21 protein-coding genes are annotated in these 23,078 nt (G+C 71.4%); 19 read left to right on the top strand and 2 right to left on the bottom strand.

Going from position 1 to position 23,078, the window contains the following annotated elements:
- Positions 1 to 41 precede the first annotated feature (41 nt).
- The 12 genes from MT346_RS00290 to MT346_RS00235 all read left to right on the top strand — a co-directional run bounded on the left by MT346_RS00290 (position 42) and on the right by MT346_RS00235 (position 12,735).
- Positions 42 to 383, top strand: coding sequence for a histidine triad nucleotide-binding protein (locus MT346_RS00290; RefSeq protein WP_243560582.1), 342 nt, complete (start codon positions 42 to 44; stop codon positions 381 to 383).
- Positions 373 to 1,503, top strand: coding sequence for a PhoH family protein (locus MT346_RS00285; protein ID WP_374202491.1), 1,131 nt, complete (start codon positions 373 to 375; stop codon positions 1,501 to 1,503). The genes MT346_RS00290 and MT346_RS00285 overlap by 11 nt, the downstream gene beginning before the upstream one ends.
- The gene (gene ybeY / locus MT346_RS00280; RefSeq protein WP_243560580.1) at positions 1,500 to 1,961 is read left to right on the top strand and encodes an rRNA maturation RNase YbeY; all 462 of its coding nucleotides are present in this window, start codon (positions 1,500 to 1,502) and stop codon (positions 1,959 to 1,961) included. Before MT346_RS00285 ends, ybeY begins: the two co-directional genes overlap by 4 nt.
- On the top strand, positions 1,958 to 3,289 hold the full coding sequence (locus MT346_RS00275) for a hemolysin family protein (protein WP_243560578.1): 1,332 nt from the start codon (positions 1,958 to 1,960) through the stop codon (positions 3,287 to 3,289). Before ybeY ends, MT346_RS00275 begins: the two co-directional genes overlap by 4 nt.
- Positions 3,286 to 4,221: a GTPase Era gene (era, locus tag MT346_RS00270; RefSeq protein ID WP_243560576.1), complete on the top strand. Its 936-nt coding sequence runs from the start codon at positions 3,286 to 3,288 to the stop codon at positions 4,219 to 4,221. The genes MT346_RS00275 and era overlap by 4 nt, the downstream gene beginning before the upstream one ends.
- Positions 4,187 to 5,524, top strand: coding sequence for a sensor histidine kinase (locus MT346_RS00265; protein ID WP_243560575.1), 1,338 nt, complete (start codon positions 4,187 to 4,189; stop codon positions 5,522 to 5,524). The genes era and MT346_RS00265 overlap by 35 nt, the downstream gene beginning before the upstream one ends.
- Positions 5,521 to 6,192 carry a response regulator transcription factor gene (locus MT346_RS00260; protein ID WP_243560563.1) on the top strand — a complete coding sequence of 224 codons (672 nt, stop codon included), beginning with the start codon at positions 5,521 to 5,523 and terminating at the stop codon, positions 6,190 to 6,192. Before MT346_RS00265 ends, MT346_RS00260 begins: the two co-directional genes overlap by 4 nt.
- A 136-nt stretch (positions 6,193 to 6,328) precedes the next feature.
- Positions 6,329 to 7,081 carry an ABC transporter ATP-binding protein gene (locus MT346_RS00255; protein WP_243560561.1) on the top strand — a complete coding sequence of 251 codons (753 nt, stop codon included), beginning with the start codon at positions 6,329 to 6,331 and terminating at the stop codon, positions 7,079 to 7,081.
- Positions 7,078 to 8,475: an ABC transporter permease gene (locus tag MT346_RS18280; RefSeq protein WP_243560559.1), complete on the top strand. Its 1,398-nt coding sequence runs from the start codon at positions 7,078 to 7,080 to the stop codon at positions 8,473 to 8,475. Before MT346_RS00255 ends, MT346_RS18280 begins: the two co-directional genes overlap by 4 nt.
- Positions 8,476 to 8,859: 384 nt before the next feature.
- Complete coding sequence (gene leuA / locus MT346_RS00245; protein WP_243560556.1) at positions 8,860 to 10,632, top strand: 2-isopropylmalate synthase; 1,773 nt, start codon at positions 8,860 to 8,862, stop codon at positions 10,630 to 10,632.
- Between the two features lie 402 nt (positions 10,633 to 11,034).
- Entirely contained in the window at positions 11,035 to 11,871 is an 837-nt protein-coding gene (gene recO, locus MT346_RS00240) for a DNA repair protein RecO (protein ID WP_243560554.1), read from the top strand.
- Positions 11,872 to 11,937: 66 nt separating this feature from the next.
- Positions 11,938 to 12,735, top strand: coding sequence for an isoprenyl transferase (locus MT346_RS00235; protein WP_243560552.1), 798 nt, complete (start codon positions 11,938 to 11,940; stop codon positions 12,733 to 12,735).
- 238 nt (positions 12,736 to 12,973) lie between these two features.
- Here the strand turns inward: MT346_RS00235 and MT346_RS00230 are convergent, their stop codons facing one another.
- Entirely contained in the window at positions 12,974 to 13,891 is a 918-nt protein-coding gene (locus MT346_RS00230; RefSeq protein ID WP_243560550.1) for a LysR family transcriptional regulator, read from the bottom strand.
- Positions 13,892 to 13,962: 71 nt separating this feature from the next.
- On the opposite strand from MT346_RS00230, the gene MT346_RS00225 reads away from it, so the two are divergent.
- From MT346_RS00225 to MT346_RS00210, 4 genes are all read left to right on the top strand, one after another.
- Entirely contained in the window at positions 13,963 to 15,000 is a 1,038-nt protein-coding gene (locus tag MT346_RS00225) for an aminotransferase class V-fold PLP-dependent enzyme (RefSeq protein ID WP_243560548.1), read from the top strand.
- A 60-nt stretch (positions 15,001 to 15,060) separates the two neighbouring features.
- The gene (locus MT346_RS00220; RefSeq protein ID WP_243560546.1) at positions 15,061 to 16,446 is read left to right on the top strand and encodes a glycine--tRNA ligase; all 1,386 of its coding nucleotides are present in this window, start codon (positions 15,061 to 15,063) and stop codon (positions 16,444 to 16,446) included.
- Positions 16,447 to 16,512: 66 nt separating this feature from the next.
- The gene (locus tag MT346_RS00215) at positions 16,513 to 17,280 is read left to right on the top strand and encodes a DsbA family protein (RefSeq protein WP_243560544.1); all 768 of its coding nucleotides are present in this window, start codon (positions 16,513 to 16,515) and stop codon (positions 17,278 to 17,280) included.
- Complete coding sequence (locus MT346_RS00210) at positions 17,277 to 17,426, top strand: hypothetical protein (protein ID WP_243560542.1); 150 nt, start codon at positions 17,277 to 17,279, stop codon at positions 17,424 to 17,426. Before MT346_RS00215 ends, MT346_RS00210 begins: the two co-directional genes overlap by 4 nt.
- Here MT346_RS00210 and MT346_RS00205 read toward each other — a convergent pair.
- Entirely contained in the window at positions 17,423 to 17,905 is a 483-nt protein-coding gene (locus MT346_RS00205; protein WP_243560540.1) for an aminoacyl-tRNA deacylase, read from the bottom strand. The genes MT346_RS00210 and MT346_RS00205 overlap by 4 nt on opposite strands.
- A gap of 47 nt (positions 17,906 to 17,952) precedes the next feature.
- Here MT346_RS00205 and dusB point away from each other — a divergent pair, with 47 nt between their 5' ends.
- From dusB to dnaG, 3 genes are read left to right on the top strand one after another with little or no spacing between them, the layout of a single operon-like run.
- On the top strand, positions 17,953 to 19,107 hold the full coding sequence (gene dusB / locus MT346_RS00200; RefSeq protein WP_243560538.1) for a tRNA dihydrouridine synthase DusB: 1,155 nt from the start codon (positions 17,953 to 17,955) through the stop codon (positions 19,105 to 19,107).
- On the top strand, positions 19,104 to 20,390 hold the full coding sequence (locus MT346_RS00195; protein ID WP_243560536.1) for a deoxyguanosinetriphosphate triphosphohydrolase: 1,287 nt from the start codon (positions 19,104 to 19,106) through the stop codon (positions 20,388 to 20,390). Before dusB ends, MT346_RS00195 begins: the two co-directional genes overlap by 4 nt.
- A gap of 39 nt (positions 20,391 to 20,429) precedes the next feature.
- Positions 20,430 to 22,343 (top strand): DNA primase, encoded by a 1,914-nt coding sequence (gene dnaG / locus MT346_RS00190; protein WP_243560534.1) that lies wholly within the window; start codon positions 20,430 to 20,432, stop codon positions 22,341 to 22,343.
- The last annotated feature ends 735 nt before the right edge of the window (positions 22,344 to 23,078 follow it).

Below are 23,078 nucleotides of genomic sequence, written 5' to 3'. Positions count from 1 at the left end.
CGCCCGGTGTGCCGGTCGGTGGCGCGTCCTACGATGGGACCATGAGCAGCGTCTTCTCGAAGATCATCGCGCGTGAGATCCCGGCGACCGTCGTCGCCGAGGACGACCGGGTCATCGCGTTCGAGGACGTCGCCCCGAAGGCGCCCGTGCACGTGCTCGTCGTCCCCAAGACCGAGGACTACGCCAACGTGACCGAGCTCGCCGCCGGGGATCCCGGACTCCTCGCCCACATCGTGGCCACCGCACAGCGCATCGCCGACGAGCGCGCTGGCGGACAGTACCGTCTCGTCTTCAACACCGGCGAAGCCGCCGGACAGACCGTGTTCCACGTGCACGCGCACGTACTCGCAGGCGACCTGCAGGAAGGCACCCTTGCCAGCTGACGAATCCGCACCCACCGAGACCGAAGCGGTCTCGGAACTCAGCGTCGACGGGATCGCGATGGTCCAGCTCCTCGGTCCGCAGGACCGGTTGCTCAAGACCGTCGAACGCCAGTACCCGGGTGTCCGGGTCCTGGTCCGTGGCAACGAGGTCTCCCTCACCGGCCCGGAGCGCGACGTGGCCCGTGCCCGCGCGCTCGTCGACGAGCTCGTCGGCATGGTCAAGCGTGGCCAGGACATCGGCCAGGGCGACATCCCGACCTCGGCGCGCATCATCGACGAAGCGCGCAGCCCCGCCGACGTGTTCGGTGCGCCGATCGTGTCGAGCCGCAACAAGTCGGTCCGCCCGAAGACGGACGGGCAGCGACGCTACGTCGACGCCATCGACGAGAACACCATCACGTTCGGCATCGGACCCGCGGGGACCGGCAAGACCTACCTGGCGATGGCGAAGGCCGTCCAGGCCCTGCAGCGGCGCGAGGTCACCCGCATCATCCTGACCCGGCCGGCGGTCGAGGCCGGTGAACGGCTCGGGTTCCTGCCCGGCACCCTGACGGACAAGATCGACCCGTACCTGCGGCCGCTGTACGACGCGCTCAACGAGATGATGGACCCCGAGCTCGTGCCGAAGCTGCTGGCGGCCGGCACGGTCGAGGTCGCGCCGCTCGCCTACATGCGTGGGCGGACGCTCAACGACTCGTTCGTCGTGCTCGACGAAGCGCAGAACACGACGCCCGAGCAGATGAAGATGTTCCTGACCCGCCTGGGCTTCGGCTCGAAGATGGTGGTCACGGGTGACATCACCCAGGTCGACCTGCCCGGCAACGTCTCCGGTCTGCGGATCGTCACGCAGATCCTGTCCGAGGTGGACGACATCCACTTCGCCCGGCTCGGCAGCGAAGACGTGGTGCGACACACCCTGGTCGGGCGCATCGTCGACGCCTACACCGTCTACGACGAGCAGCGACTCGCCGAACAGGCCGGACACCGACCGGGCGGACGCGGCACCCCACCGACGCCGAACCCGGCCGGTGTGAACCGCGCGGAACGTCGCGGACGCCCGCCGCAGGACCGCCAGGGCAGCCCCTGGCCGACGGACGACAACCGAGGAGGCCCCCGGTGAGCATCGAGCTCAACAACGAGTCCGGCGTGGAGATCGACGACGACGCCGTCCAGCGGCTCGCCGCCTTCGCGCTCGACGCGATGCACGTCCACGCCGACGCCGAACTCGCGATCGTGCTGGTCGACGAAGGCGCCATGGAGCAGCTGCACGTGCGGTGGATGGACGAACCCGGGCCCACCGACGTCCTGAGCTTCCCGATGGACGAGCTCCGACCGGGCACCGAGGACGACCCCACCCCCGCCGGACTGCTCGGGGACATCGTGCTCTGCCCGCAGGTCGCCGAGGCGCAGGCGAAGACCGCCGGGCACTCGACCACCGACGAGTTGCTGCTGCTCACGTGCCACGGGATCCTGCACCTGCTCGGGTTCGACCACGCCGAACCCGACGAGAAGGCCGAGATGTTCGGGCTGCAGGGGGAGATCCTGACCGCCTTCGCCGCACAGCGTCGGGGGCGGTGACCGCAGTGCTGCTCGTCGCCGTCCTGCTCGCGGTGGCGTTCGTGCTCGTCGTCCTCGGCGGGTTGCTCGCCGCGTCGGACGCCGCGCTCGGCGTGCTCTCCCGAGCCGACCTCGACGAGATCGCCCGCGGGCACAAGCGCCGACGGGCGATCGAGGCCATCGCCGACGACGTCGGGGCGCACGTCAACGCGCTCAACTTCTTCCGGGTGCTCGCCGAGACGGCCGCGGCCGTCCTGGTGACCATCGCGTTGTTCACGGTGCTCGACACCTGGTGGGTCGCGCTCATCGTGTCCGCGGCGATCATGACCGCGGTGTCGTTCGTCCTGGTCGGCTCCAGCCCGCGCAGCGTCGGCCGGGCGCACGCCGACGCCCTGGTCGGGGCGACCGGTGGACTCGTGCACGGTGTGCGCATCGTGCTCGGACCGCTCGCCGACCTGCTCGTGCTGATCGGCGACCGGGTGACCCCCGGGCGCAACGGCAGCACGTCGAGCGTCTCGAGCGAAGAGCAGCTGCTGTCCCTGGTCGACGAAGCCACCGAGAGCAACGTGCTCGAGGTCGACGACCGCGAACTGATCCACTCGGTGTTCGAGTTCAGCGACACCCTGGTGCGCGAGGTCATGGTCCCGCGCACGGACATGGTCACGGCGGACGCCGCGCACACCCTGTCCGCCGTGATGGAGCAGTTCCTGGCCACCGGTGTGTCGCGCATGCCCGTCACCGGCCGCGACAGCGACGACGTCCTGGGCGTGGTGTACCTGCGCGACCTGGCCCGCGCACTGTACGAGAGCAAGAACGCCGGCGGACGGGTCGTCACCTCGCTGCTGCGCCCGGCCGAGTTCGTCCCGGAGTCCAAGCACGCCGACGAGACGCTCCGGCACATGCAGGCGGCAAAGAACCACCTGGTGCTGGTCGTCGACGAGTACGGCGGGGTCGCCGGGCTGGTCACGATGGAGGACCTCATCGAAGAGCTCGTCGGTGACATCTCCGACGAGTACGACCGCACCGTGATCGACCGGGTCGAGGTCTCGGCCGGCCTCTGGCGCATCTCGGCCCGGATGCCGATCGACGACCTGGGCGACCTGTTCGGTGTCGACCTCGACGACGACGACGTCGACACCGCCGGTGGCCTGCTGACCAAGGAGCTCGGCCACCTGGCCACGGCCGGCGAGTCCGTGACGGTGTCCGGCGTCGTGCTGACGGCCGATCGCGTCGAGGGCAAACGCCGCCACCTCATCTCCGTGCTCGCCGAGCGCACCGACGCCCTCTCCGGCGCCGAGCGGGCGTTTGACGGCACCGCACCGACCACGACAGGAACGACGCACGCATGAGCACCCCCGACTCCGACTCCGCCTCCACCCCCGTCTTCCGCGCCGGCTTCGTCTCGTTCGTCGGTCGGCCGAACGTCGGCAAGTCCACGCTGACGAACGCCCTGGTCGGCGAGAAGGTCGCGATCACCTCGTCGAAGCCGCAGACCACGCGGCGGGCGATCCGCGGGATCGTGCACCGTCCCGACGGGCAGGTCATCATCGTCGACACCCCGGGCGTGCACCGCCCGCGGACCCTGCTCGGTGAACGGCTCAACGACCTGGTGCAGTCCACGCTCGGCGACGTCGACGTGATCGGGTTCTGCGTGCCGGCGAACGAGCCGATCGGCCCGGGTGACCGGTTCATCAACGAGACCCTCGACCACTTCCCGCGCGCCAAGAAGGTGGCGATCGTCACCAAGATCGACCGCGCTGGCAAGGAGAAGATCGCCGAGCAGCTGCTCGCGGTGTCCGCCCTGCGTGAGTGGGACGCGATCGTGCCGACGTCGGGCACGAAGGGGACGCAGCTCGAGGCCCTGCTCGGCGAGATCACGAAGCTGATGCCCGAGTCCCCGGCGCTCTACGGCGCCGAGGCGATCACCGAGGAGACCGACGAGGAACGCATCTCGGAGCTCATCCGCGAGGCCGCGCTCGAGGGTGTCCGCGACGAACTCCCGCACTCGCTCGCCGTGCTCATCGAGGACATGGTCGAGCCGGACCCCGACGACGACCCGAACGGTCCGCTGCGCATCTTCGCGAACCTGTTCGTCGAGCGGGACAGCCAGAAGTCCATCGTCATCGGCCACAAGGGCGAACGCTTGAAGGACGTCGGCACCCGGGCCCGCGCGGAGATCGAGGCGCTGCTCGGCGGTCGCCACGTCTACCTGAACATCCGCGTCAAGGTCGCCAAGGAGTGGCAGCGTGACCCCAAGCAGCTCGGTCGGCTCGGCTTCTGACCGGCGGGTGCGGGTCATCCCGGCGAACGACGCGCGGGTGACCGGCTCGACGTACCGTGGACGGGTGTTCCGTCCCCTGCTGCGCGTCCAGATCGTCACCGACGTGTCGGTCGCCGTCCTGCTCGGGCTGCTCGTCAGCGTCCTGACCGCTCGGGGCATCGACGGGCCCGTGTCGTACGTCGTCGTGGTCGTCCTGACCGTGGCGCTCGCGTTCCGACGGCTCTCCCCGGGGCTCGCCCTGGCGATCGCCTGGGTCGGGGCCGTGCTGCAGATGGCGACGATGCAGCAGCCGGACGCCGCCGACCTGTTCATCCCCGCGGTCGTCTACACGACGGCCGCCTACGGCAGTCGGCGCGTCCGGATCGCCGGACTGGTGTCCGCGATCCTCGGCGGGTTCGTCGCAGCCGCGTACATCGGCATCCCCGACTACCTCCGACGGATCAGCGCACCGTCGATGACGACGCCCCTGCAGGAGTCCGCGCAGGTCACCATCGCGACGCTGGCCGTCGTGCTCGCGGTCCTGCTGCTGCCCTGGCTGGCCGGGATCGTCGCCCGGACCCGGCAGACCGCCCGGATGAGCCGCGAAGCGCAGCTGTTGGCCGAGCGCGACGCCGCCCGGGCCGACCGCGCCGTGGCCGTTGAGCAAGAGCGCGTGCGGATCGCCCGCGACATGCACGACATCGTGGCGCACTCGCTCGCCGTGGTGATCGCCCAAGCCGACGGCGCCCGGTACGCGCTGAAGGCCGATCCCGCCATCGCGGACCAGGCACTCGACACCATCTCCGGCACCGCGCGTCGGGCGCTCGGCGACGTCCGTGAACTGCTCGGCGCGCTCCGACACGAGCAGGGCACCACCCCCACACCCGACGTGGACGACATCGAGCGACTCGTGGGCGAGATGCGCCAGGTCGGACTCGACGTGCGGGTCGAACGACGCGGCGACCCGACGAAGCTGCCGACGTCCACCCAGCTCGCCGTGTACCGGATCGTGCAGGAGAGCCTGACGAACGCGTACAAGCACGGCGAGCAGGGGACACCCGTGCAGACCACCCTGACCTACCGCCCCGACACCGTCGAGATCGACGTGGTGAACCGCCGCGCGGACGACGGACGCGCTGGACCGGGCACCGGACACGGTCTGGTCGGCATGCGGGAGCGTGCCACCATGTCCGGGGGGAGCATGACCGCGGGGCCCCGCGGGGACGACTTCGCCGTCGCCGTCCGGATGCCCGCACACCCCGCCAGCGGACAGATGCCCCGCGGGCTCGTCACCCCGATGGACCAGGAGCGCACCGCCCGATGACCACCACCCCCATCCGCGTCGCACTCGTCGACGACCAGGCGCTCTTCCGCACCGGCATCCGCATGCTCATCGACTCCCAGCCCGACCTGCAGTTCGTGGGCGAGGCCGGCGACGGCGCCGAGGGCGTCGAACTCGTCCGACGGCACCGGCCCGACGTCGTGCTGATGGACGTCCGGATGCCGGTGATGGACGGCATCTCCGCGACGGCGGCGATCGTCGACGACTCGGGCCCGGACGGCACCAAGGTGCTCGTGCTGACCACGTTCGACTTCGACGAGGCCGCGGCGAAGGCGATCCGCGCCGGTGCGAGCGGGTTCGTGCTCAAGGACGCCGACCCCGAGTTCCTGCTCGCCGCCGTCCGGACCGTGCACGCGGGGACCGCCGTGTTCGCCGCCTCTGCCACCCGCGAGCTCCTGCGCCGCTACGACGACACCGCCGAGCGTGCCGCGAACGTGCCGGCGTCCGTGGGTGACCTGACGCCGCGCGAGCGGGAGATCTTCGACCTGGCGGCCCGCGGGTTCAGCAACAGCGAGATCGCCCAGCACGAGTACGTCAGCGAGGCGACCGTCAAGACGCACGTGTCGCGCGTGCTCACCAAGCTCGGGCTGCGTGACCGCGTCCGCCTGGTCGTGTTCGCACACGAGCACGGGCTGGTCACGAAGGAGTGACCCGGCGGTCGCCGTCGGCACGACGGCGGTGTCATCCGACAGGATGAGCCGCGGCCGTGGATGTGGACACAGCGATCCATCCACAGGAGTCGCAGGACCGACGCGAGCATGGCCTCCCGGCAGCCATGGTTGACCCATGACCACCAGCCACGCTCCGATCATCCGACTCGACCACGTGTCCAAGCACTACGGCGACGCCGCGCGCCGGGTGACCGCGCTCGACGACGTCAGCGTCGACATCGGCGCGGGCGAGTTCACCGCGGTCATGGGGCCCTCTGGTTCGGGCAAGTCGACCCTGATGCACGTCGCGGCCGGGCTCGACGCCGTGTCGGCCGGCCGCATCCAGATCGACGGCACGGACATCACCCAGCTCGGCGACAAGGACCTGACCGAGCTCCGGCGCCGTCGTCTGGGGTTCGTGTTCCAGTCGTTCAACCTCGTGCCGACGCTCGACGTCAGCGAGAACATCCAGCTGCCGTTCCTGCTCGGTGGGCACAAGCCCTCACGGGACGAGACCGCCTGGATCGACCGACTCGTCGACCAGCTCGGGCTCGGCGACCGGCTGACACACCGTCCGCACCAGCTGTCCGGTGGGCAGCAGCAGCGCGTCGCGATCGCCCGTGCGCTGGCATCGCGTCCGGCCGTCGTGGTCGCGGACGAACCGACCGGCGCCCTCGACTCCCGCACCGGACGCGACGTGCTCGCCATCCTGCGCGGTGCGGTCGCCGAGTGGGGGCAGAGCGTCGTGATGGTCACGCACGACCCGTCCGCAGCCGCCAACGCGGACCGCATCCTGTTCCTGGCCGACGGTCGCATCGTGGCCGATCGACCCGCCATGTCCGCCGCCGACATCTCGGCCACCATGCTGGGGATGGAGGCCGCAGCGTGAACACCCTCCGTGACTTCCGCGCCACGATCCTGGTGGCAGCACTCGGCACCACCTTCGGGTCCGCCCTGGTCATCGCGCCCGGCATCGTGACCCAGGCGCTCGGCGCGGCCGGGCTGTCGGACCTCGCCGCGGTGAAGTCGATCCTCGACGTCATCGGGTGGCTGTTCCTCGGCATCGCCCTGTACGTCGGGGCGATCGTCACCGCCAACACGTGCGCCACGCTCATCGCCGGGCAGACCCGGGTCATCGCACTCCAGCGTCTGGTCGGCGCGACCGGGGCGTCCCTCCGGGCACGGATCACCCGTGCGGGCCTGGTGGTCGGCGTGGTCGGCGGACTCGTCGGAACGGTCGCCGGCACGGGTCTCAGCGCCCTGTTCGTCGCGATCCTGCGGCAGAACGGCTTCCTGCCGGACACCTCGTACACGCTCGTGCCGTGGCAGCTCGTCCTGCCGATCGTCGCCGTGGTGCTCGCCACCTGGGCAGCGTTCGCCGTCGGATCGAAGCGCGTGCTCAGCGTCACCCCGTTGCAGGCGCTCTCCTCGGGCATCGAACCGAGCCACGACGACCTGCGCTCCGGCACGGCGCGCAAGGTCTGGGCGATCATCCTGATGGCCGGCGGCGGCGCGCTCATGCTGCTCGGTCTGGTGCTCAGCGGATCGACCCCGGTCGCGGTGCTGCCGGCAGCGCTCGGCGGCTTCGTGTCCTTCGCCGGCGTGGCCGTCGGGTCGACCATCGTGATGCCCCCGGTGCTGGCGCTGATCGGACGGATCGGAGCGAAGGACCCCGTCGTGCTGCTCGCCGGCCGCAACGCCCTGCGCGCCCCCGGCCGTGCGGCCCGCGCCACCATCGGCCTGGTCATCGGCGTCACGCTGCTGGTCACCTTCGCGGTCGCGCTCGGCATGATGCAGCGCGTGCTCGAAGCCGAGGTCAGCGGTCAGGTGCAGGGTGGCAGTGCCGAACAGGTGCAGGCGGTGCGGGACTTCTTCGTGCAGGTGAACGGCGTCGTCAGCGTCATCGTCGGGTTCTCCGCGGTCATCGCTGCCGTGGGGGTCGTGAACGCGCTGGCGCTCGGCGTGCTGCAGCGGCGCCGCGAGCTCGGTCTGCTGCGGGTGCTCGGGCTGACCGGCGCACAGGTCCGCCGCATGATCATCACCGAGGCGGTGCAGATGGTCGTCGCAGCAGTCCTGACCGGGCTCGTGCTGGGCACCCTGTACGGCTGGGTCGGCGGGCAGACCCTGCTCGGGTCGCTCGGCAGCGTCGGAGCGCCCGTGCTGCCGCCGATGACGATCGTCATCGTGGTCGTCGGCGCGCTGCTCCTCGCCGTCGCGGCGACGGTCGCGCCGGTGCGGCGCGCGATGCGCGTGCCGCCGACCGAGGCGCTCGCGGTCGACTGACGCGCGGCCTGTGGCGCTGGCGTCCGCGCGGACTGCGGTCCGCCGTCGATCCGGTGTGGGCGCTCGCGAGAGGTCGCAACACCCCGTTCGCGTTCACCGACTGGTCATGGAACGTCGATCGGGGGCTGCTCCAGCGACGTTCTGCGACCAGTGAGCGCCAGCGCTCGGGGTGTCGTGACCAGTCGACCGGTCGACCGGCGAACAGGAACCCGTGACCCCCGCACGGACTGCCCTGTCACACGGGGTCGCGCCGGTGCTACCGTTGGATCGATGTACTCGGCGCTCCTCCTCCTTCGCTGCCGCGACGAGGCCTGACAACGGCCCACCTCGTCGCGGAGTCTGTCGTCGGCCGACACCACCTGACGAACCGAAAGCGAACGACCGATGCAGAACACGCAGCGCCCCTCCGGGATGCCGATCCACAAGTACGTCCCCTTCCACGAGCAGATCGCCGTCGACCTGCCGGACCGCACGTGGCCCACGAAGCGCATCGACAAGGCCCCGCGCTGGTGTGCCGTCGACCTGCGTGACGGCAACCAGGCCCTGATCGACCCGATGGACGCCGAACGCAAGCGCGCGATGTTCGACCTGCTCGTGCGGATGGGCTACAAGGAGATCGAGGTCGGGTTCCCGAGCGCCTCGCAGACCGACTTCGACTTCGTCCGCAGCCTGATCGACCAGGGCGCGATCCCCGACGACGTCACGATCCAGGTCCTGACCCAGGCTCGTGAGCACCTGATCCAGCGCACCTACGAGGCGATCGACGGCGCGAAGCAGGCCATCGTGCACCTGTACAACTCGACGTCGATCGTGCAGCGCGAGGTCGTCTTCCGCACCGATGTGCAGGGCGTCGTCGACATCGCGGTCGCCGGAGCGAAGCTGTGCAAGGCCGCCGAAGCCACACTGCAGCACGACACGACGATCTACTACGAGTACTCGCCCGAGTCGTACACCGGCACCGAGCTGCCCGTGGCACTGGAGATCTGCAACGCCGTGCTCGAGGTCTTCCAGCCGACGCCCGAGCGCAAGGTCATCATCAACCTGCCTGCCACGGTCGAGATGGCGACGCCGAACGTCTACGCCGACTCGATCGAGTGGATGTCGCGCAACCTGTCCCACCGCCAGGACGTCATCCTGTCGCTGCACCCCCACAACGACCGCGGTACCGCCGTCGCCGCGGCCGAACTCGGCTACATGGCCGGGGCCGACCGCATCGAGGGCTGCCTGTTCGGCAACGGGGAGCGCACCGGCAACGTCGACCTGGTCGCCCTCGGCATGAACCTGTTCACGCAGGGCATCGACCCGGAGATCAGCTTCGCGGACATCGACCAGGTCAAGCGCACGGTCGAGTACTGCAACCAGCTGCCCGTGCCGGAGCGGCAGCCCTGGGCCGGCGACCTGGTGTACACGGCGTTCAGCGGCTCGCACCAGGACGCCATCAAGAAGGGCTTCGACGCGATGCAGGCCAAGGCCGACGCCGCGGGCGGGTCCATCGACGACGTCGCGTGGGCGGTTCCCTACCTGCCCGTCGACCCGAAGGACATCGGCCGGTCCTACGAGGCGGTCATCCGCGTCAACTCCCAGTCCGGCAAGGGCGGGGTGGCCTACCTGCTCAAGACCGACCACGCGATCGACCTGCCCCGCAAGCTGCAGATCGAGTTCTCCGGCGTCGTGCAGCAGCGCACCGACGTCGAGGGCGGCGAGTTCACCTCGGACAAGATCTGGGACCTGTTCCGCGACGAGTACCTGCCGTCCTCCATCGAGGACGACAAGTGGGGCCGGTACGAGATCACGAAGACCGCGACGTCGAGCGACTTCGACGGCACGACGAAGCTGTCCGTCGCGATGCGCGTCGACGACGGTGCCGTCACCGCCGACGCCGCGGGCACGGGGCCGATCGACGCGTTCCTGTCGGTCATGCGCGAGCAGGGCGTCGCGGTCACGCTGTACGACTACTCGGAGCACACGATGAGCGCCTCGGGTGACGCCAAGGCCGCGTCGTACGTCGAGCTCGACGTCGACGGGGTCCGCCTGTGGGGCGTCGGGATCGACGCCGACATCGCCACGGCGTCGCTGAAGGCGATCGTCTCGGCCGTCAACCGTGCGGTGCGTGCCGGCGCTGCCTCCGGTGCTGCCCCGGAGCTCGTCTCGGCCTAGGCGTCGCACCCCGCTCCACGCATCGCGCCCCGTCCTGACGGGGCGCGATGTCGTTGCGGGGGCGCGGTCCGTGCGGTGGGCGCCACCACGGCCAGGAGGCGCGGTGCGGGTCCGACGCGCACCGCGCCTCCTGTCCGGTGCCGGAACGACCCACCCGCCGCCACCCGCGCCGGCCCGCCGCCACCCGCGCCGGCCCGCCGCCACCCGCGCCGGCCCGCCGCCACCCGCGCCGGCCCGGTGCCGGTCCCGTGTCGTTGCGTGCCGCAGGTGGCCGAATCGCCCGTGGTGGGCCGGAAGATCCGACCCACCATGCGCGGATCGACCCACCACGCGTGATCCGACCGACCCCGCGCCGACCCCACCCCGGCGCGCGGTGTCGTGGGCACGGGGGATACTGGGGGCATGCCGCTGTACCGGGACGAGTGCGTCGTGCTCCGCACCCACAAGCTCGGTGAGGCGGACCGCATCGTCACCATGCTCAGCCGGCAGCACGGCAAGATCCGCGCCGTCGCGAAGGGTGTCCGTCGGACCGGATCGAAGTTCGGCAGCCGCCTCGAGCCCTTCATGGTGGTCGACGCCCAGTTCTACGAGGGGCGCTCGCTCGACATCGTCACGCAGGCCGAGTCGCTCGGCTCGTACGGCGCGCAGATCGTCGCGGACTACGGCGCGTACACGGCCGCCAGCGCGATGGTCGAGACCGCCGACCGACTGAGCGAGGCGGACGCGGGACTGCAGCAGTACCTGCTGCTCGTCGGCGCGCTGCGGTCGCTGTCCCGCGGCGAGCACATGCCGAGCGCGACGCTCGACTCGTACCTGCTGCGGGCGATGAGCATCGCGGGGTGGGCGCCGTCGTTCTCGGACTGCGCCGTCACGGGTGAGCCCGGACCGCACTCGGCGTTCGTGGTGCAGCTCGGGGGGGTCGTCGCGAACAGCGCGGCGCCTCCCGGGTCGCCGCGACTCGACCTGGCGACCCTGGCGACCCTCGGGTCGCTGCTGGCGGGGGACTGGGCGAGCGTCGACGTGGCGGACGAGCGGACGCGTTCGCGAGCCTCCGGCGTGGTCGCGGCCTACGCCCAGTGGCACCTGGAACGATCGCTCAAGTCGCTGCCGCACGTCGACCGCTCCGAACACCCCGCCGTGGTGCCGGTGCACGACGGGTCGGGCCACGACGGGGTGGCCGCGGTCGCGCGCGCCGTCACGGCAACACCGGCACCACCCGTCCCACAGCCCGACCACTGACCGGGCGCGGCACCGCTCCCGAACCACCGCCTCGTCACCCGCCCGCCAGCGAAGGAACCCCACCGCATGAGCCCCCGCCGATCCGACGCCGCCGACCCCTTCCGGCCGATCGACTGGACGGGCGAGACACCCCCGGCGATCCCGCAGCGGTTCGTCCCCGAGCACGTCGCGATCGTCATGGACGGCAACGGCCGGTGGGCGAACGGCCGCGGGCTGACACGCATCGAAGGCCACAAGGCCGGCGAGGCCTCGTTGCTCGACGTCGTCGCCGGGGGCATCCAGGTCGGGGTCAGGCACATCAGCGCGTACGCGTTCTCGACCGAGAACTGGAAGCGCTCCCCGGAAGAGGTCCGGTTCCTGATGGGTTTCAACCGCGACGTGATCCGCCGCCGCCGAGACCAGCTCAACGAGTGGGGTGTCCGGGTGCGCTGGGCCGGGCGACGACCGCGGCTGTGGCGGAGTGTCATCGACGAGCTCGAGACCGCCGAGCAGATGACCGCGAACAACGACGTCCTGACCCTGACGATGTGCGTCAACTACGGCGGTCGGAACGAGATCGCCGACGCCGTGCGCTCCCTGGCCGAGGACGTCGCCAGCGGCAGGCTCAAGCCGAGCCAGGTCACCGAGAAGGCGATCGCCAAGCGGATGTACGTGCCGGAGATGCCCGACGTCGACCTGTTCCTGCGCAGCTCGGGTGAGCAGCGCACCAGCAACTTCCTGCTGTGGCAGTCCGCGTACGCCGAGATGGTGTTCCTCGACCGGCTCTGGCCGGACTTCCGGCGCGCGGACCTGTGGGCCGCGGTGGAGCAGTACGCCCGTCGCGACCGGCGCTTCGGCGGCGCGGTCGACACGCCGACCGCCTGACGCGGTCCGCTGCGCGATCACCGGACGGGAGGCACGGCGCACGTCCGGCACGGCGGTCCGGACCCGCGGTGGGTCGCGTCGCACCCCGGTGCGGACATCGCGCCCTGGTGCGCCGGGGCGCGATGTCCGCCAGTGGGTGCGATCCGGCAGATGGGTGGGCGGCGCGGCGGCGCTCGGCCCGCGCCGTCCCCGCGCTACGCCAGCAGCGCGGCGGCGCTCCGCCAGCGGCGCGCCCGCGCTACTCCAGCAGCGCGGACGCGGAGGCCACGGCCTCGAGGGTCGCACCGACGCTCGGCACCCGCTCGGCCCCGCTCGCGACGACGACCTCGACGCGCCGGGCCAGGTCGTCGTGCACGGGGTCGACCGTGACGCCGTCGGGGATCACCGTCGTCGCGAGCGCCAGCCGGGGGAGCAGCGCCACGCCGAGCCCCGCCGCGACGAGTCCCACGACGGCCGCCGCGTTGTCGGTCTCGAGGACGATGTCCGGCGTGAACCCGGCCGTCGCGCACGAGGCGAGCAGGTGGCCACGGCACCGCGGACACCCGCCGATCCAGCGCGCGTCCCGCAGTGTCGCCAGGTCGACGACCGCCGCAGCCCCGGCGTCGGACGGTGCCGAGCCTCCTGACCGCACGAGCGCCAGCGGGTCCCGCCCGATCGCCCGCGTCAGCAGCGTCGGATCGACCACGACCTCGTCTCCGACGTACGTGAAGGTCAGCGCGACGTCGACCTCGCCGCGACGGAGCATGCCGAGCGCCTCGGGCGGCTCGACCTCGACGTACGTCGTGCTCACGCCCGGCACCGTCGCCGCCATCGTGGCCAGGACCGCCGGCACCAGGGTGGAGGACGCACTCGGGAACCCGGCGATCCGCACCCGACCGCGCGTGAGTCCCCCGACGGCGTCGAAGTCCTCGCGCGCCGCAGCCAGGGCCGCCTGCACGTGCAGGGCGTGGTCGGCCAGGACCCGCCCGGACTCGGTCAGGGTCACGCCACGGGCCCCACGGAGAACGAGCGCGTGCCCCAGGCGCTGCTCGGCGCGCTGGAGCAGCTGGCTGACGGCCGGCTGGCTGTACCCGAGGGCGGTAGCGGCTCCGGTGATCGAGCCCGCGTCCGCCACGGCACGCAGGACCTTGAGCAGCTGCAGGTCGATCGTCTCCACAACGTCATGTTATGGCAGGGCAAAGGATCCTGCCCTGGTGTGATGGGTCTCTCAGGCCGACCATGGGCGACATGGACTCCTACGTCGACGGACGCGGCTACCTCGCCGCCTGCACCGCCGGGCTGCCGACCCACGGCACCCTCGCGGCGATGCGCGCCGACCTGGCCGAGTGGGAACGCGCCGCGTCGAGCCCGGTGCGGTACGGCGCCCTGGTCGAGGAGGGCCGCGCGCTGTTCGCCGACATCGTCGGGGTCACCGCCGACCGGGTCGCGACCGGGTCCCAGACCTCGGCGATGACCGCGGTCGTCGCTGCCGCGCTGCCGGACGGTGCCGAGGTCGTGGTGCCCGACGGCGACTTCAGCTCGATCGTCTTCCCGTTCCTGGCGCAGGCCCACCGCGGCATCCGGGTCCGGAGTGTCCCGCTCGCGTCCCTGGCGACGTCGCTGACGACCGACACGTCACTGGTCGCGTGGTCGGCCGTGCAGTCCGCCACCGGAGCGGTGGTCGACTCCGCAGCCGTCGTCCGCGCCGCACAGCACGTCGGTGCCCGGACGCTGTGTGACCTGACGCAGGCGGCCGGGGTGCTGCCCGTCGACGCCGCGCCCTACGACGTCACGGTCACGCACGCCTACAAGTGGCTCTGCGCCCCACGCGGCGTCGCCTTCATGACCGTCTCCGACGCGGCGCTCGCGTGGCTGCGTCCGACCCAGGCCGGCTGGTACGCCGGTGCCGACGTGTGGTCGTCGTGCTACGGCCCCGCCATGCAGCTGGCCGACGATGCCCGACAGTTCGACGTGTCCCCGGCCTGGCAGGCCTGGCCCGGCGCGGTCGCCGCCCTGCGGCACGTCGCGTCGCTCGACATGGCTGCGGTCTGGAGGCACGGTGCCGGTCTCGCGGACCAGCTGGCCGACGCGCTCGGCGTGGGTCGGCAGTCGCAGGCCGTGATGACCCTGCCCGACCCGTCCGGCGCGGGGCTGGCAGCGCTGACGGCGGCGGGCATCACCGCGTCGGGGCGTGCCGGACGGCTGCGGCTGGCGTTCCACCACTGGAACGACACCACGGACGTCGACGCCGTGGCCGACGTGCTGGCCCCGGCGCGCGCCCGTTAGTCTGGCCCGGTACCTTTCCTGCACCGGGCATCCAGCTCGGCGACCCCGATGGAGTTCTCCTTGGCTCAGCCCTCCCGTCTCGACTCGGTCATCGCCCTCGCCAAAGGCCGCGGGTTCGTCTTCCAGTCGGGTGAGATCTACGGCGGATCCCGCTCCGCATGGGACTACGGGCCCCTCGGTGTCGAGCTGAAGGAGAACATCAAGCGCCAGTGGTGGCAGCGGTTCGTCCGCGGCCGTGGCGACATGGTGGGCCTGGACTCGGCCGTCATCCTGCCCCGCAAGGTGTGGGAGGCCTCTGGCCACGTCGCGACGTTCACCGACCCGCTGGTCGAGTGCCTGCACTGCCACCACCGGTTCCGCGAGGACCACCTGATCGAGGCGTTCACCGCCAAGAAGGGCCGTCCGCCCGAGGGTGGCATGGCCGAGATCGCGTGCTCGAACTGCGGCACCCGCGGCCAGTGGACCGAGCCCCGTGAGTTCTCCGGCATGCTCAAGACCTACCTGGGCCCGGTCGAGTCCGAAGAGGGCCTGAACTTCCTGCGCCCCGAGACCGCGCAGGGCATCTTCGTCGACTTCGCGCAGGTCGTCACGACCAGCCGCATGAAGCCCCCGTTCGGCATCGGCCAGGTCGGCAAGGCGTTCCGCAACGAGATCACGCCCGGCAACTTCATCTTCCGCACGCGCGAGTTCGAGCAGATGGAGATCGAGTACTTCGTTCCGCCGGCCGAGGCCCAGACCCACTACGAGCAGTGGATCGCGGACTCGATCGCCTGGTACACCGACCTGGGCATCGACCCGGAGAACCTGCGCCGCTTCGACGTGCCGGACGGCGAACGTGCGCACTACTCTGACGCCACCGCCGACATCGAGTACCGCTTCGGCTTCCAGGGCTCGGAGTGGGGCGAGCTGATGGGCGTCGCGAACCGCACCGACTTCGACCTCAACAACCACATCGAGTCCTCGGGCAAGGACCTGCGCTACTTCGACCAGGCGGCCAACGAGAAGTACGTGCCGTACGTGATCGAGCCGTCGTTCGGACTGACCCGTGCCCTGATGGCCTTCCTGCTCGACGCCTACCACGAGGACGAGGCCCCGAACGCGAAGGGCGGCGTCGACAAGCGCACCGTCCTGCGGCTCGACCCGCGTCTGGCGCCCGTCAAGGCCGCCGTGCTGCCGCTGTCCCGCAACGAGCAGCTGTCGCCCGTCGCCCGCGGCCTGGCCGACGACCTGCGCAAGACCTGGAACGTCGACTTCGACGACGCCGGCGCGATCGGCCGTCGCTACCGCCGCCACGACGAGATCGGCACGCCGTTCTGCATCACGGTGGACTTCGACACCCTCGACGACAAGGCCGTGACCGTGCGTGAGCGCGACACGATGAGCCAGGAGCGCGTCGCGCTCGACCAGCTGCAGGGGTACCTCGCGCAGCGGTTGATCGGCGCGTAGCCGAACCACCCACGACGCGGTCGTGCTGCCGGGAATGCCGGTGGCGCGGCCGCGTTGTCGTTGAGCATGCATGACTCTGTGAAGGTCGATGTCTGGTCGGACATCGCGTGCCCCTGGTGCTACATCGGCAAACGCAAGTTCGAGGCCGGGGTCCGGGCCTTCGGCGCCGACGACAACGGGCGCAGCGTCGAGGTCGAGTACCACTCGTTCGAGCTGAGCCCGGACACCCCGGTGGACTTCGAGGGCACCGAGGCCGAGTTCCTGTCGGGCCACAAGGGCATGCCGGTCGACCAGGCGCAGCAGATGCTCGACCAGGTCACCGCGATCGCCGGGTCGGTCGGGCTGCAGTACGACTTCGATGCGATGCACCACACGAACACCGTCAAGGCGCACCAGGTGATCCACCTGGCGAAGCAGCACGGCAAGCAGCTCGAGATGGTGGAGCGGCTGTTCACCGCCTACTTCGAGCGCGGCGAGCACGTCGGGCAGGACTCCTCGTTGGCCGACCTGGCCGCCGAGGTCGGACTCGACCGCGACGAGGTCCTGGCAACGCTCCGTGACGACAGCAAGCTCGCCGACGTCCGTGCCGATCAGGAGCAGGCCCAGGCGTACGGCATCAACGGCGTGCCGTTCTTCGTGATCGACGGCAAGTACGGCGTGTCCGGGGCACAGGACCCGGCGGCGTTCGAACAGGTGCTGCGGCAGGTCGTCGCGCTGCGCGAGACCACGCCGGACGAGGTCGCGTCGGCGACCGAGCGTGCGACGGACGACGCCAGCGCGGACGACGCCACCGCCAGCGCGGACGCCGCCGCCGGTGTGGAGGCGACCCGATGACGGACCTCGACGTGCGCGCGGTGGCCGCACCGGGCCTCCAGGCAGTACCGGGACTGCAGCCGCTGCTGGCGGACGCGGTCGTGTGTGAGGGCGACTCGTGCTTCGTTCCGGGCGCCGAGGGCGACTGGTCCGAGGTACCCGACTAGCGCTGGGGTTCCTCGTCGGTGATGTCCGCGACGGTCGCGTCGTAGGCGGTGATCAGGGCGTCCGCGTCGACGAAGGCGCTCGCGCCGTGGCGGCCGGCGCCCAGGGCGACCCGGCGACCGACGATGCGTTCGTCCGCGAACACCGGCATCGCACCGGTCGCACCGATCGGCGTGATGGTGCCGCGCTCGTAGCCCGATGCCTGCAGCGCCGTCGCGGCGTCGGGCATCGAGAGCTTGTTCACCCCGACCACGCCGCGCAGCTTCTTCCACGCGATGCTGCGGCCGCCGGGCACCAGCGCCAGCACGAAGTCTCCGTCGTGGCGCTTCACCACCAGGGTCTTCACGATGTCGCCCGGGTCGATGCCGAGCAGCTCGGCGGCCTGGGCCAGGGAGTCGGCTGCGGGACGTTCGACCACGTCGACCTGCAGCCCGCGGGCTGCTGCGTCGGCGTCGAAGCGGGCGATGGCGTCGGTCGTCATGTGGAGAACGCTACCGGCGGGCGCCGACGTGGGAGGATGGAACCGGTATGACGATCACACAAGCGCCCCGCAAGCCCCTGCGCATCGGCCCCATCGAGGTCGACGTGCCCGTCGTGCTCGCGCCGATGGCGGGCATCACGAACATGGCGTACCGCCGGCTCTGCCGCGAGTACGGCGCTGGGCTCTACGTGTGCGAGATGATCACCTCGCGAGCGCTCGTCGAACGCACGCCCGTGTCGATGCAGCTCATCCAGCACCACGAGTCCGAGACCCCGCGCTCGATCCAGCTGTACGGCGTCGAGCCGAACACCGTCGCCGAAGCCGCAACGATCCTGGTGGCCGAGGACCGTGCCGACCACATCGACCTGAACTTCGGGTGCCCGGTGCCCAAGGTCACCCGCAAGGGCGGTGGCGCCGCCCTGCCGTGGAAGACCGACCTGTTCCGCGACCTGGTCACCAAGACGGTCCGGGCCGCGGGCAACGTCCCCGTCACCGTCAAGATGCGCAAGGGCATCGACGCCGACCACCTGACCTACCTCGACGCCGCCCGCATCGCGCGGGATGCCGGCGTCGCGGCGGTGTCGCTGCACGCCCGCACCGCGAACGAGCACTACTCCGGCCAGGCCGACTGGTCCGCCATCGCCACCCTGAAAGAAGCGGTGACGGACATCCCGGTGCTGGGCAACGGCGACATCTGGTCCGCCGCCGACGCCCTGCGCATGGTCGACGAGACCGGCTGCGACGGCGTCGTCGTCGGACGCGGCTGCCTGGGGCGTCCGTGGCTGTTCGGCGACCTGGCCGCGGCGTTCCGGGGCGAAGGGCTGCGCTACATGCCGACCCTGGGCGAGGTCGCGGTCGCGTTCCAGCGGCACGCCGAGCTGCTCGTCGAGTTCTTCGGGTCCGAAGACCAGGGCTGCCGCGACATGCGCAAGCACGTGGCCTGGTACTTCAAGGGGTACCCGATCGGCGGCGACGTCCGGTCCGGGCTGTCGATGGCATCCTCGCTGCAGGAGATCGCCGACCTGCTCGGCCAGCTCGACCACGACGCGCCGTACCCGGGCGCCGACGCCGAGGGGCCCCGCGGTCGCGCCGGACACCCCAAGCGCACGGCATTGCCCGACCGCTGGCTCGACAGCCGCCACGTCGACGCCGAGTTCCGCAAGGTCCTCGCCGCCGCCGAGCTGCACCACAGCGGCGGATGAGCACCAGTTCGTACGGGCCGGCCGACGCCGAGCGGTGGTTGCCCGAGCAGCACAGCAACCGCCGCAGCGACTTCGCCCGCGACCGCGCCCGCCTGCTGCACTCCAGCGCGCTCCGTCGGCTCGCCGCCAAGACGCAGGTGCTCAGCCCGACGACCGGGCTCGACTTCGCCCGCAACCGGCTGACGCACTCGCTCGAGGTCGCGCAGGTCGGCCGCGAGCTCGCCGACTCGCTCGGGCTCGACCCCGACGTCGTCGACACCGCCTGTCTGGCGCACGACATCGGCCACCCGCCGTTCGGGCACAACGGCGAGACCGCGGTGAACGCCTGGGCGGCCGACATCGGCGGCTTCGAGGGCAACGCGCAGACCCTGCGGCTGCTCACCCGGCTCGAGCCGAAGGTGTACGGCTCCGGGCCCGATGCCGATCGTGCCTACGGTCTCAACCTGACCCGGGCATCGCTCGACGCGTCGTGCAAGTACCCGTGGCCGGCGTCGCAGGGCGTGGGCGAGGCATCGTCCGGTCGCACGAAGTTCGGGTTCTACGACGACGACCACGACGCGTTCGCCTGGCTGCGCGACGGGGCACCCCGCCGGCAGCGCTGCATCGAGGCCCAGGTGATGGACCTGTCCGACGACATCGCGTACTCGGTGCACGACTTCGAGGACGCCGTGGTGGCGGGCTTCATCGACGTGGCCGCGCTCGGCGACCGGGTCGGCGAGAACGACATCGTGTCCGCCATGCACGCCTGGGTCGGCGACGACCTGAGCCGCGACGAACTGCTCGAGGCGTTCGACCGGCTGCGCGCGCTGCCACTGTGGATGACGTCGTACGACGGCTCACGGCGGGATGCGGCGCGGCTGAAGAACCTGACGTCGCAACTGATCGGCCGCTTCGCGCGGACGGCCACCAGCGCCACGCGGCAGGCGTACGCGTCCGGGTCGCTCGTGCGGTTCGCGGCCTCGGTCGTCACCCCGCCCGAGATCATCGGCGAGATCGCCGTGCTCAAGGGCATCGTGGCGGCGTTCGTGATGACCCAGGGCGACCGGCAGCCGGTGTACGAAGACCAGCGCCGCATCCTGACCGAGCTGCTCGACGCCGTCGCGGCCCGCGCCGACGACGCGCTCGAGCCCGGATTCGCGGCCGACTGGCGTGGCGCCCACGACGACGCGGGCCGGTTGCGGGCCGTGGTGGACCAGGTCGCGAACCTGACCGACCAGGGCGCGATCGCCTGGCACAAGCGGCTCGTCGTGGGGGAGCGCGAGGCCGTCCACATCCCCGTCTGAGCGGTCCTGCGCGTCAGCCACGCGAACTAGGATCGTGGGGTGGCTGGACTCATCGCGCGGAACGACATCGACGAGGTCCGCGCGCGCGTGAACATCGCCGACGTCGTCGGTGACTACGTCACACTGAAGTCCGCCGGGGTGGGTTCACTCAAGGGCCTGTGCCCCTTCCACGACGAGCGGTCACCCTCGTTCCACGTCCGTCCCCAGGTGGGTCGGTACCACTGTTTCGGCTGCGGCGAGGACGGCGACGTCTTCAGCTTCATCATGAAGCAGGACCACACCACGTTCTCCGAAGCGGTCGAGCGGATGGCCGCCAAGATCGGCTTCACGCTGCACTACGAAGAAGGCGACGGCCCCCGCACCGACTACAACACCCGTGCGCGGTTGATCGCCGCCAACGAAGCCGCGCTGCAGTTCTACGTCGCGCAGCTCACGACCCCGCAGGCCGAGCCCGCCCGCCGGTTCCTGGGCGAGCGCGGGTTCGACCCGGCGGCGGCGCAGCACTTCGGCGTCGGGTTCGCCCCGAAGTCGTTCGACGTGCTCCGGGACCACCTGCGCGGGCAGGGCTTCACGATCGAGGAGATCGTCTCGGCCGGACTGGTCAGCCAGGGGGACCGTTCGCCCTACGACCGGTTCCGTGGGCGTCTGATGTGGCCGATCCGCGACGTGACCAGTGCCACGATCGGCTTCGGTGCCCGGCGCCTGCTCGAGGACGACAAGGGCCCGAAGTACCTCAACACCCCCGAGACCCCGATCTACCACAAGAGCCACGTGCTCTACGGGATCGACCTGGCCCGCCGCGACATCTCGAAGCAGAAGCAGGTCGTCATCGTCGAGGGCTACACCGACGTCATGGCCTGCCACCTGGCCGGCGTCACGACCGCGGTGGCCACGTGTGGCACGTCGTTCGGCGTCGACCACATCAAGGCGCTGCGGCCGATGCTCGGCGACGTCAGCGGCGGCGACCCGAACGCCAACGGCGAGGTCGTCTTCACGTTCGACCCCGACGAAGCCGGACAACGGGCGGCATCACGCGCGTTCGCCGAAGAGCAGCGCTTCGCCGCGCAGACCTACGTCGCCGTCGCGCCGGGCGGCCTCGACCCGTGCGACCTGCGCCTGGCCCGGGGCGACGACGCGATCCGCCGGCTCGTCACGAACAAGCGCCCGATGTTCGAGTTCATGATCCGGCGCACCCTGGACGGCCACGACCTCGAGACGGTCGAGGGCCGGGTCAGCGCGCTGCGGTCGGCCGCGCCCGTGCTCGCAGGCATCCGTGACCGCTCGCTCACGCAGGGCTACGTGCGCGAACTGGCCGGCTGGCTCGGCATGGACATGGGCGAGGTCCGTCGCGCGGTCGAGGGGGCGCGGTCGCGGGCGTCGGCGGACCACGCGCGCGGGCAGGGCTCGGTCCCGCAGGGGCAGGCCGGCCCGGGCGGACAGATCGCCACGCCCGCCGACGAGCCCGTCGCCGGCATCCGGTCACTGCCGAACGACCCGATCACCCGCATGGAACGCGACGCCGTGATGGCGATGGTGCAGCAGCCGACCTCGGTGGGGGCCCCGTTGCTGGGGCTTGCGGCCGCGGCGACGTTCTCGGCGCCGATGCTCGCCGTGGTCCGCGACGCCGTCGTCGCCAACGTCGACGCGCTCGGCGGCACGGACTGGCTCGACCGGCTGTCCTCGGACGTGCCGGCACCCGTCCGCGGCCTGGTGTCCGAGCTCGCGCTCGCCCCGATCCCCGCCCGCAACGACGAGGACCTGGCGATCTACTGTCGCGGCATCGTCGTGGCGCTGGTCGAACGCGACCTGCTCGCGCGCAAGGCGTCACTGCTCGGGCAGCTGCAGCGTGCAGACCCGAACGGCAACGTCGAGCGTCGCGCCGAGATCCAGCGACAGCTCGTCGACCTCGATGCGCAGCGCATGCGCCTGCGGGCGGACGCCGAAGCGTCCTAGCCGCACCGGGCGGCTGTGCCCCGGACGGGAGGCTCGTTGCCAGCCCGCCACGCTCCTCCCGTCCGGTGGGACTCGGCCGTGCGGACGGCCGCCGCTGTCCGGCGGTCGTGCCGCGGCCGCCACGGTGCGGCGATCGCGTGCGGTCCGCCTGGCCGAGGCTCGGCCGTGCGGACCGTTGACGCTGTCCGGCGGTCGCGCGATGTCCGCCTTGCTGAGACTCGGCCGCGTGACGAGCGCCCAGCACTGCCCGCGCAACCGGCGCTGCCGTGCTGCGCCGGGCCTCCTGTCCGGCGACGCGTCGCTGACTGGTCACGACACCCCGTCGGGTGCGCGCCGAGTGGTCGGAGTCTGTCGGTGGAGCGCGGCCTGCGCGACGATTCGTGACCACTCGGCGGACGTGAGCGGGGTGTTGCGACCACTCGGGCATGCGGCGCCGGGAGCGGGGAGGGAAGCGGGGAGCGGGGAGCGGGGACGAGCGGCGACGGAGACGGGGCGGTGGGGGAGGTGACTCGACGCGTCGCTGACTGGTCACGACACCCCGTCGGGTGCGCGCCGAGTGGTCGGAGTCTGTCGGTGGTGCGCGGCCTGCGCGACGATTCGTGACCGCTCGGCGGACGTGAGCGGGGTGTTGCGACCACTCGGGCACGCGGCGCCGGGAGCGGGGAGGGCACGGGGGAGCGGGGAGCGGGGAGGGAGCGGGGAGCGGAGCACCCCGCGGAGTTGCGCCGCGCAACG

It is taken from the genome of Curtobacterium sp. VKM Ac-2922, assembly GCF_022815645.1.
GTDB lineage: Bacteria > Actinomycetota > Actinomycetes > Actinomycetales > Microbacteriaceae > Curtobacterium.
The sequence above is the reverse complement of the archived record's forward strand: the minus strand, read 5'-3'. Positions and strand labels throughout refer to the sequence as shown.

Bases quoted from the DNA above. Each gene is read 5' to 3' on its own strand.
- MT346_RS00235 (WP_243560552.1), top strand. From the start codon at position 11,938: ATGAGCCCCCGCCGATCCGACGCCGCCGACCCCTTCCGGCCGATCGAC.
- MT346_RS00225 (WP_243560548.1), top strand. From the start codon at position 13,963: ATGGACTCCTACGTCGACGGACGCGGCTACCTCGCCGCCTGCACCGCC.
- recO (WP_243560554.1), top strand. From the start codon at position 11,035: ATGCCGCTGTACCGGGACGAGTGCGTCGTGCTCCGCACCCACAAGCTC.
- MT346_RS00260 (WP_243560563.1), top strand. From the start codon at position 5,521: ATGACCACCACCCCCATCCGCGTCGCACTCGTCGACGACCAGGCGCTC.
- MT346_RS00205 (WP_243560540.1), bottom strand. From the start codon at position 17,905: ATGACGACCGACGCCATCGCCCGCTTCGACGCCGACGCAGCAGCCCGC.
- MT346_RS00215 (WP_243560544.1), top strand. From the start codon at position 16,513: ATGCATGACTCTGTGAAGGTCGATGTCTGGTCGGACATCGCGTGCCCC.
- leuA (WP_243560556.1), top strand. From the start codon at position 8,860: ATGCAGAACACGCAGCGCCCCTCCGGGATGCCGATCCACAAGTACGTC.
- MT346_RS00210 (WP_243560542.1), top strand. From the start codon at position 17,277: ATGACGGACCTCGACGTGCGCGCGGTGGCCGCACCGGGCCTCCAGGCA.
- MT346_RS00255 (WP_243560561.1), top strand. From the start codon at position 6,329: ATGACCACCAGCCACGCTCCGATCATCCGACTCGACCACGTGTCCAAG.
- dusB (WP_243560538.1), top strand. From the start codon at position 17,953: ATGACGATCACACAAGCGCCCCGCAAGCCCCTGCGCATCGGCCCCATC.
- era (WP_243560576.1), top strand. From the start codon at position 3,286: ATGAGCACCCCCGACTCCGACTCCGCCTCCACCCCCGTCTTCCGCGCC.
- MT346_RS00195 (WP_243560536.1), top strand. From the start codon at position 19,104: ATGAGCACCAGTTCGTACGGGCCGGCCGACGCCGAGCGGTGGTTGCCC.
- MT346_RS00290 (WP_243560582.1), top strand. From the start codon at position 42: ATGAGCAGCGTCTTCTCGAAGATCATCGCGCGTGAGATCCCGGCGACC.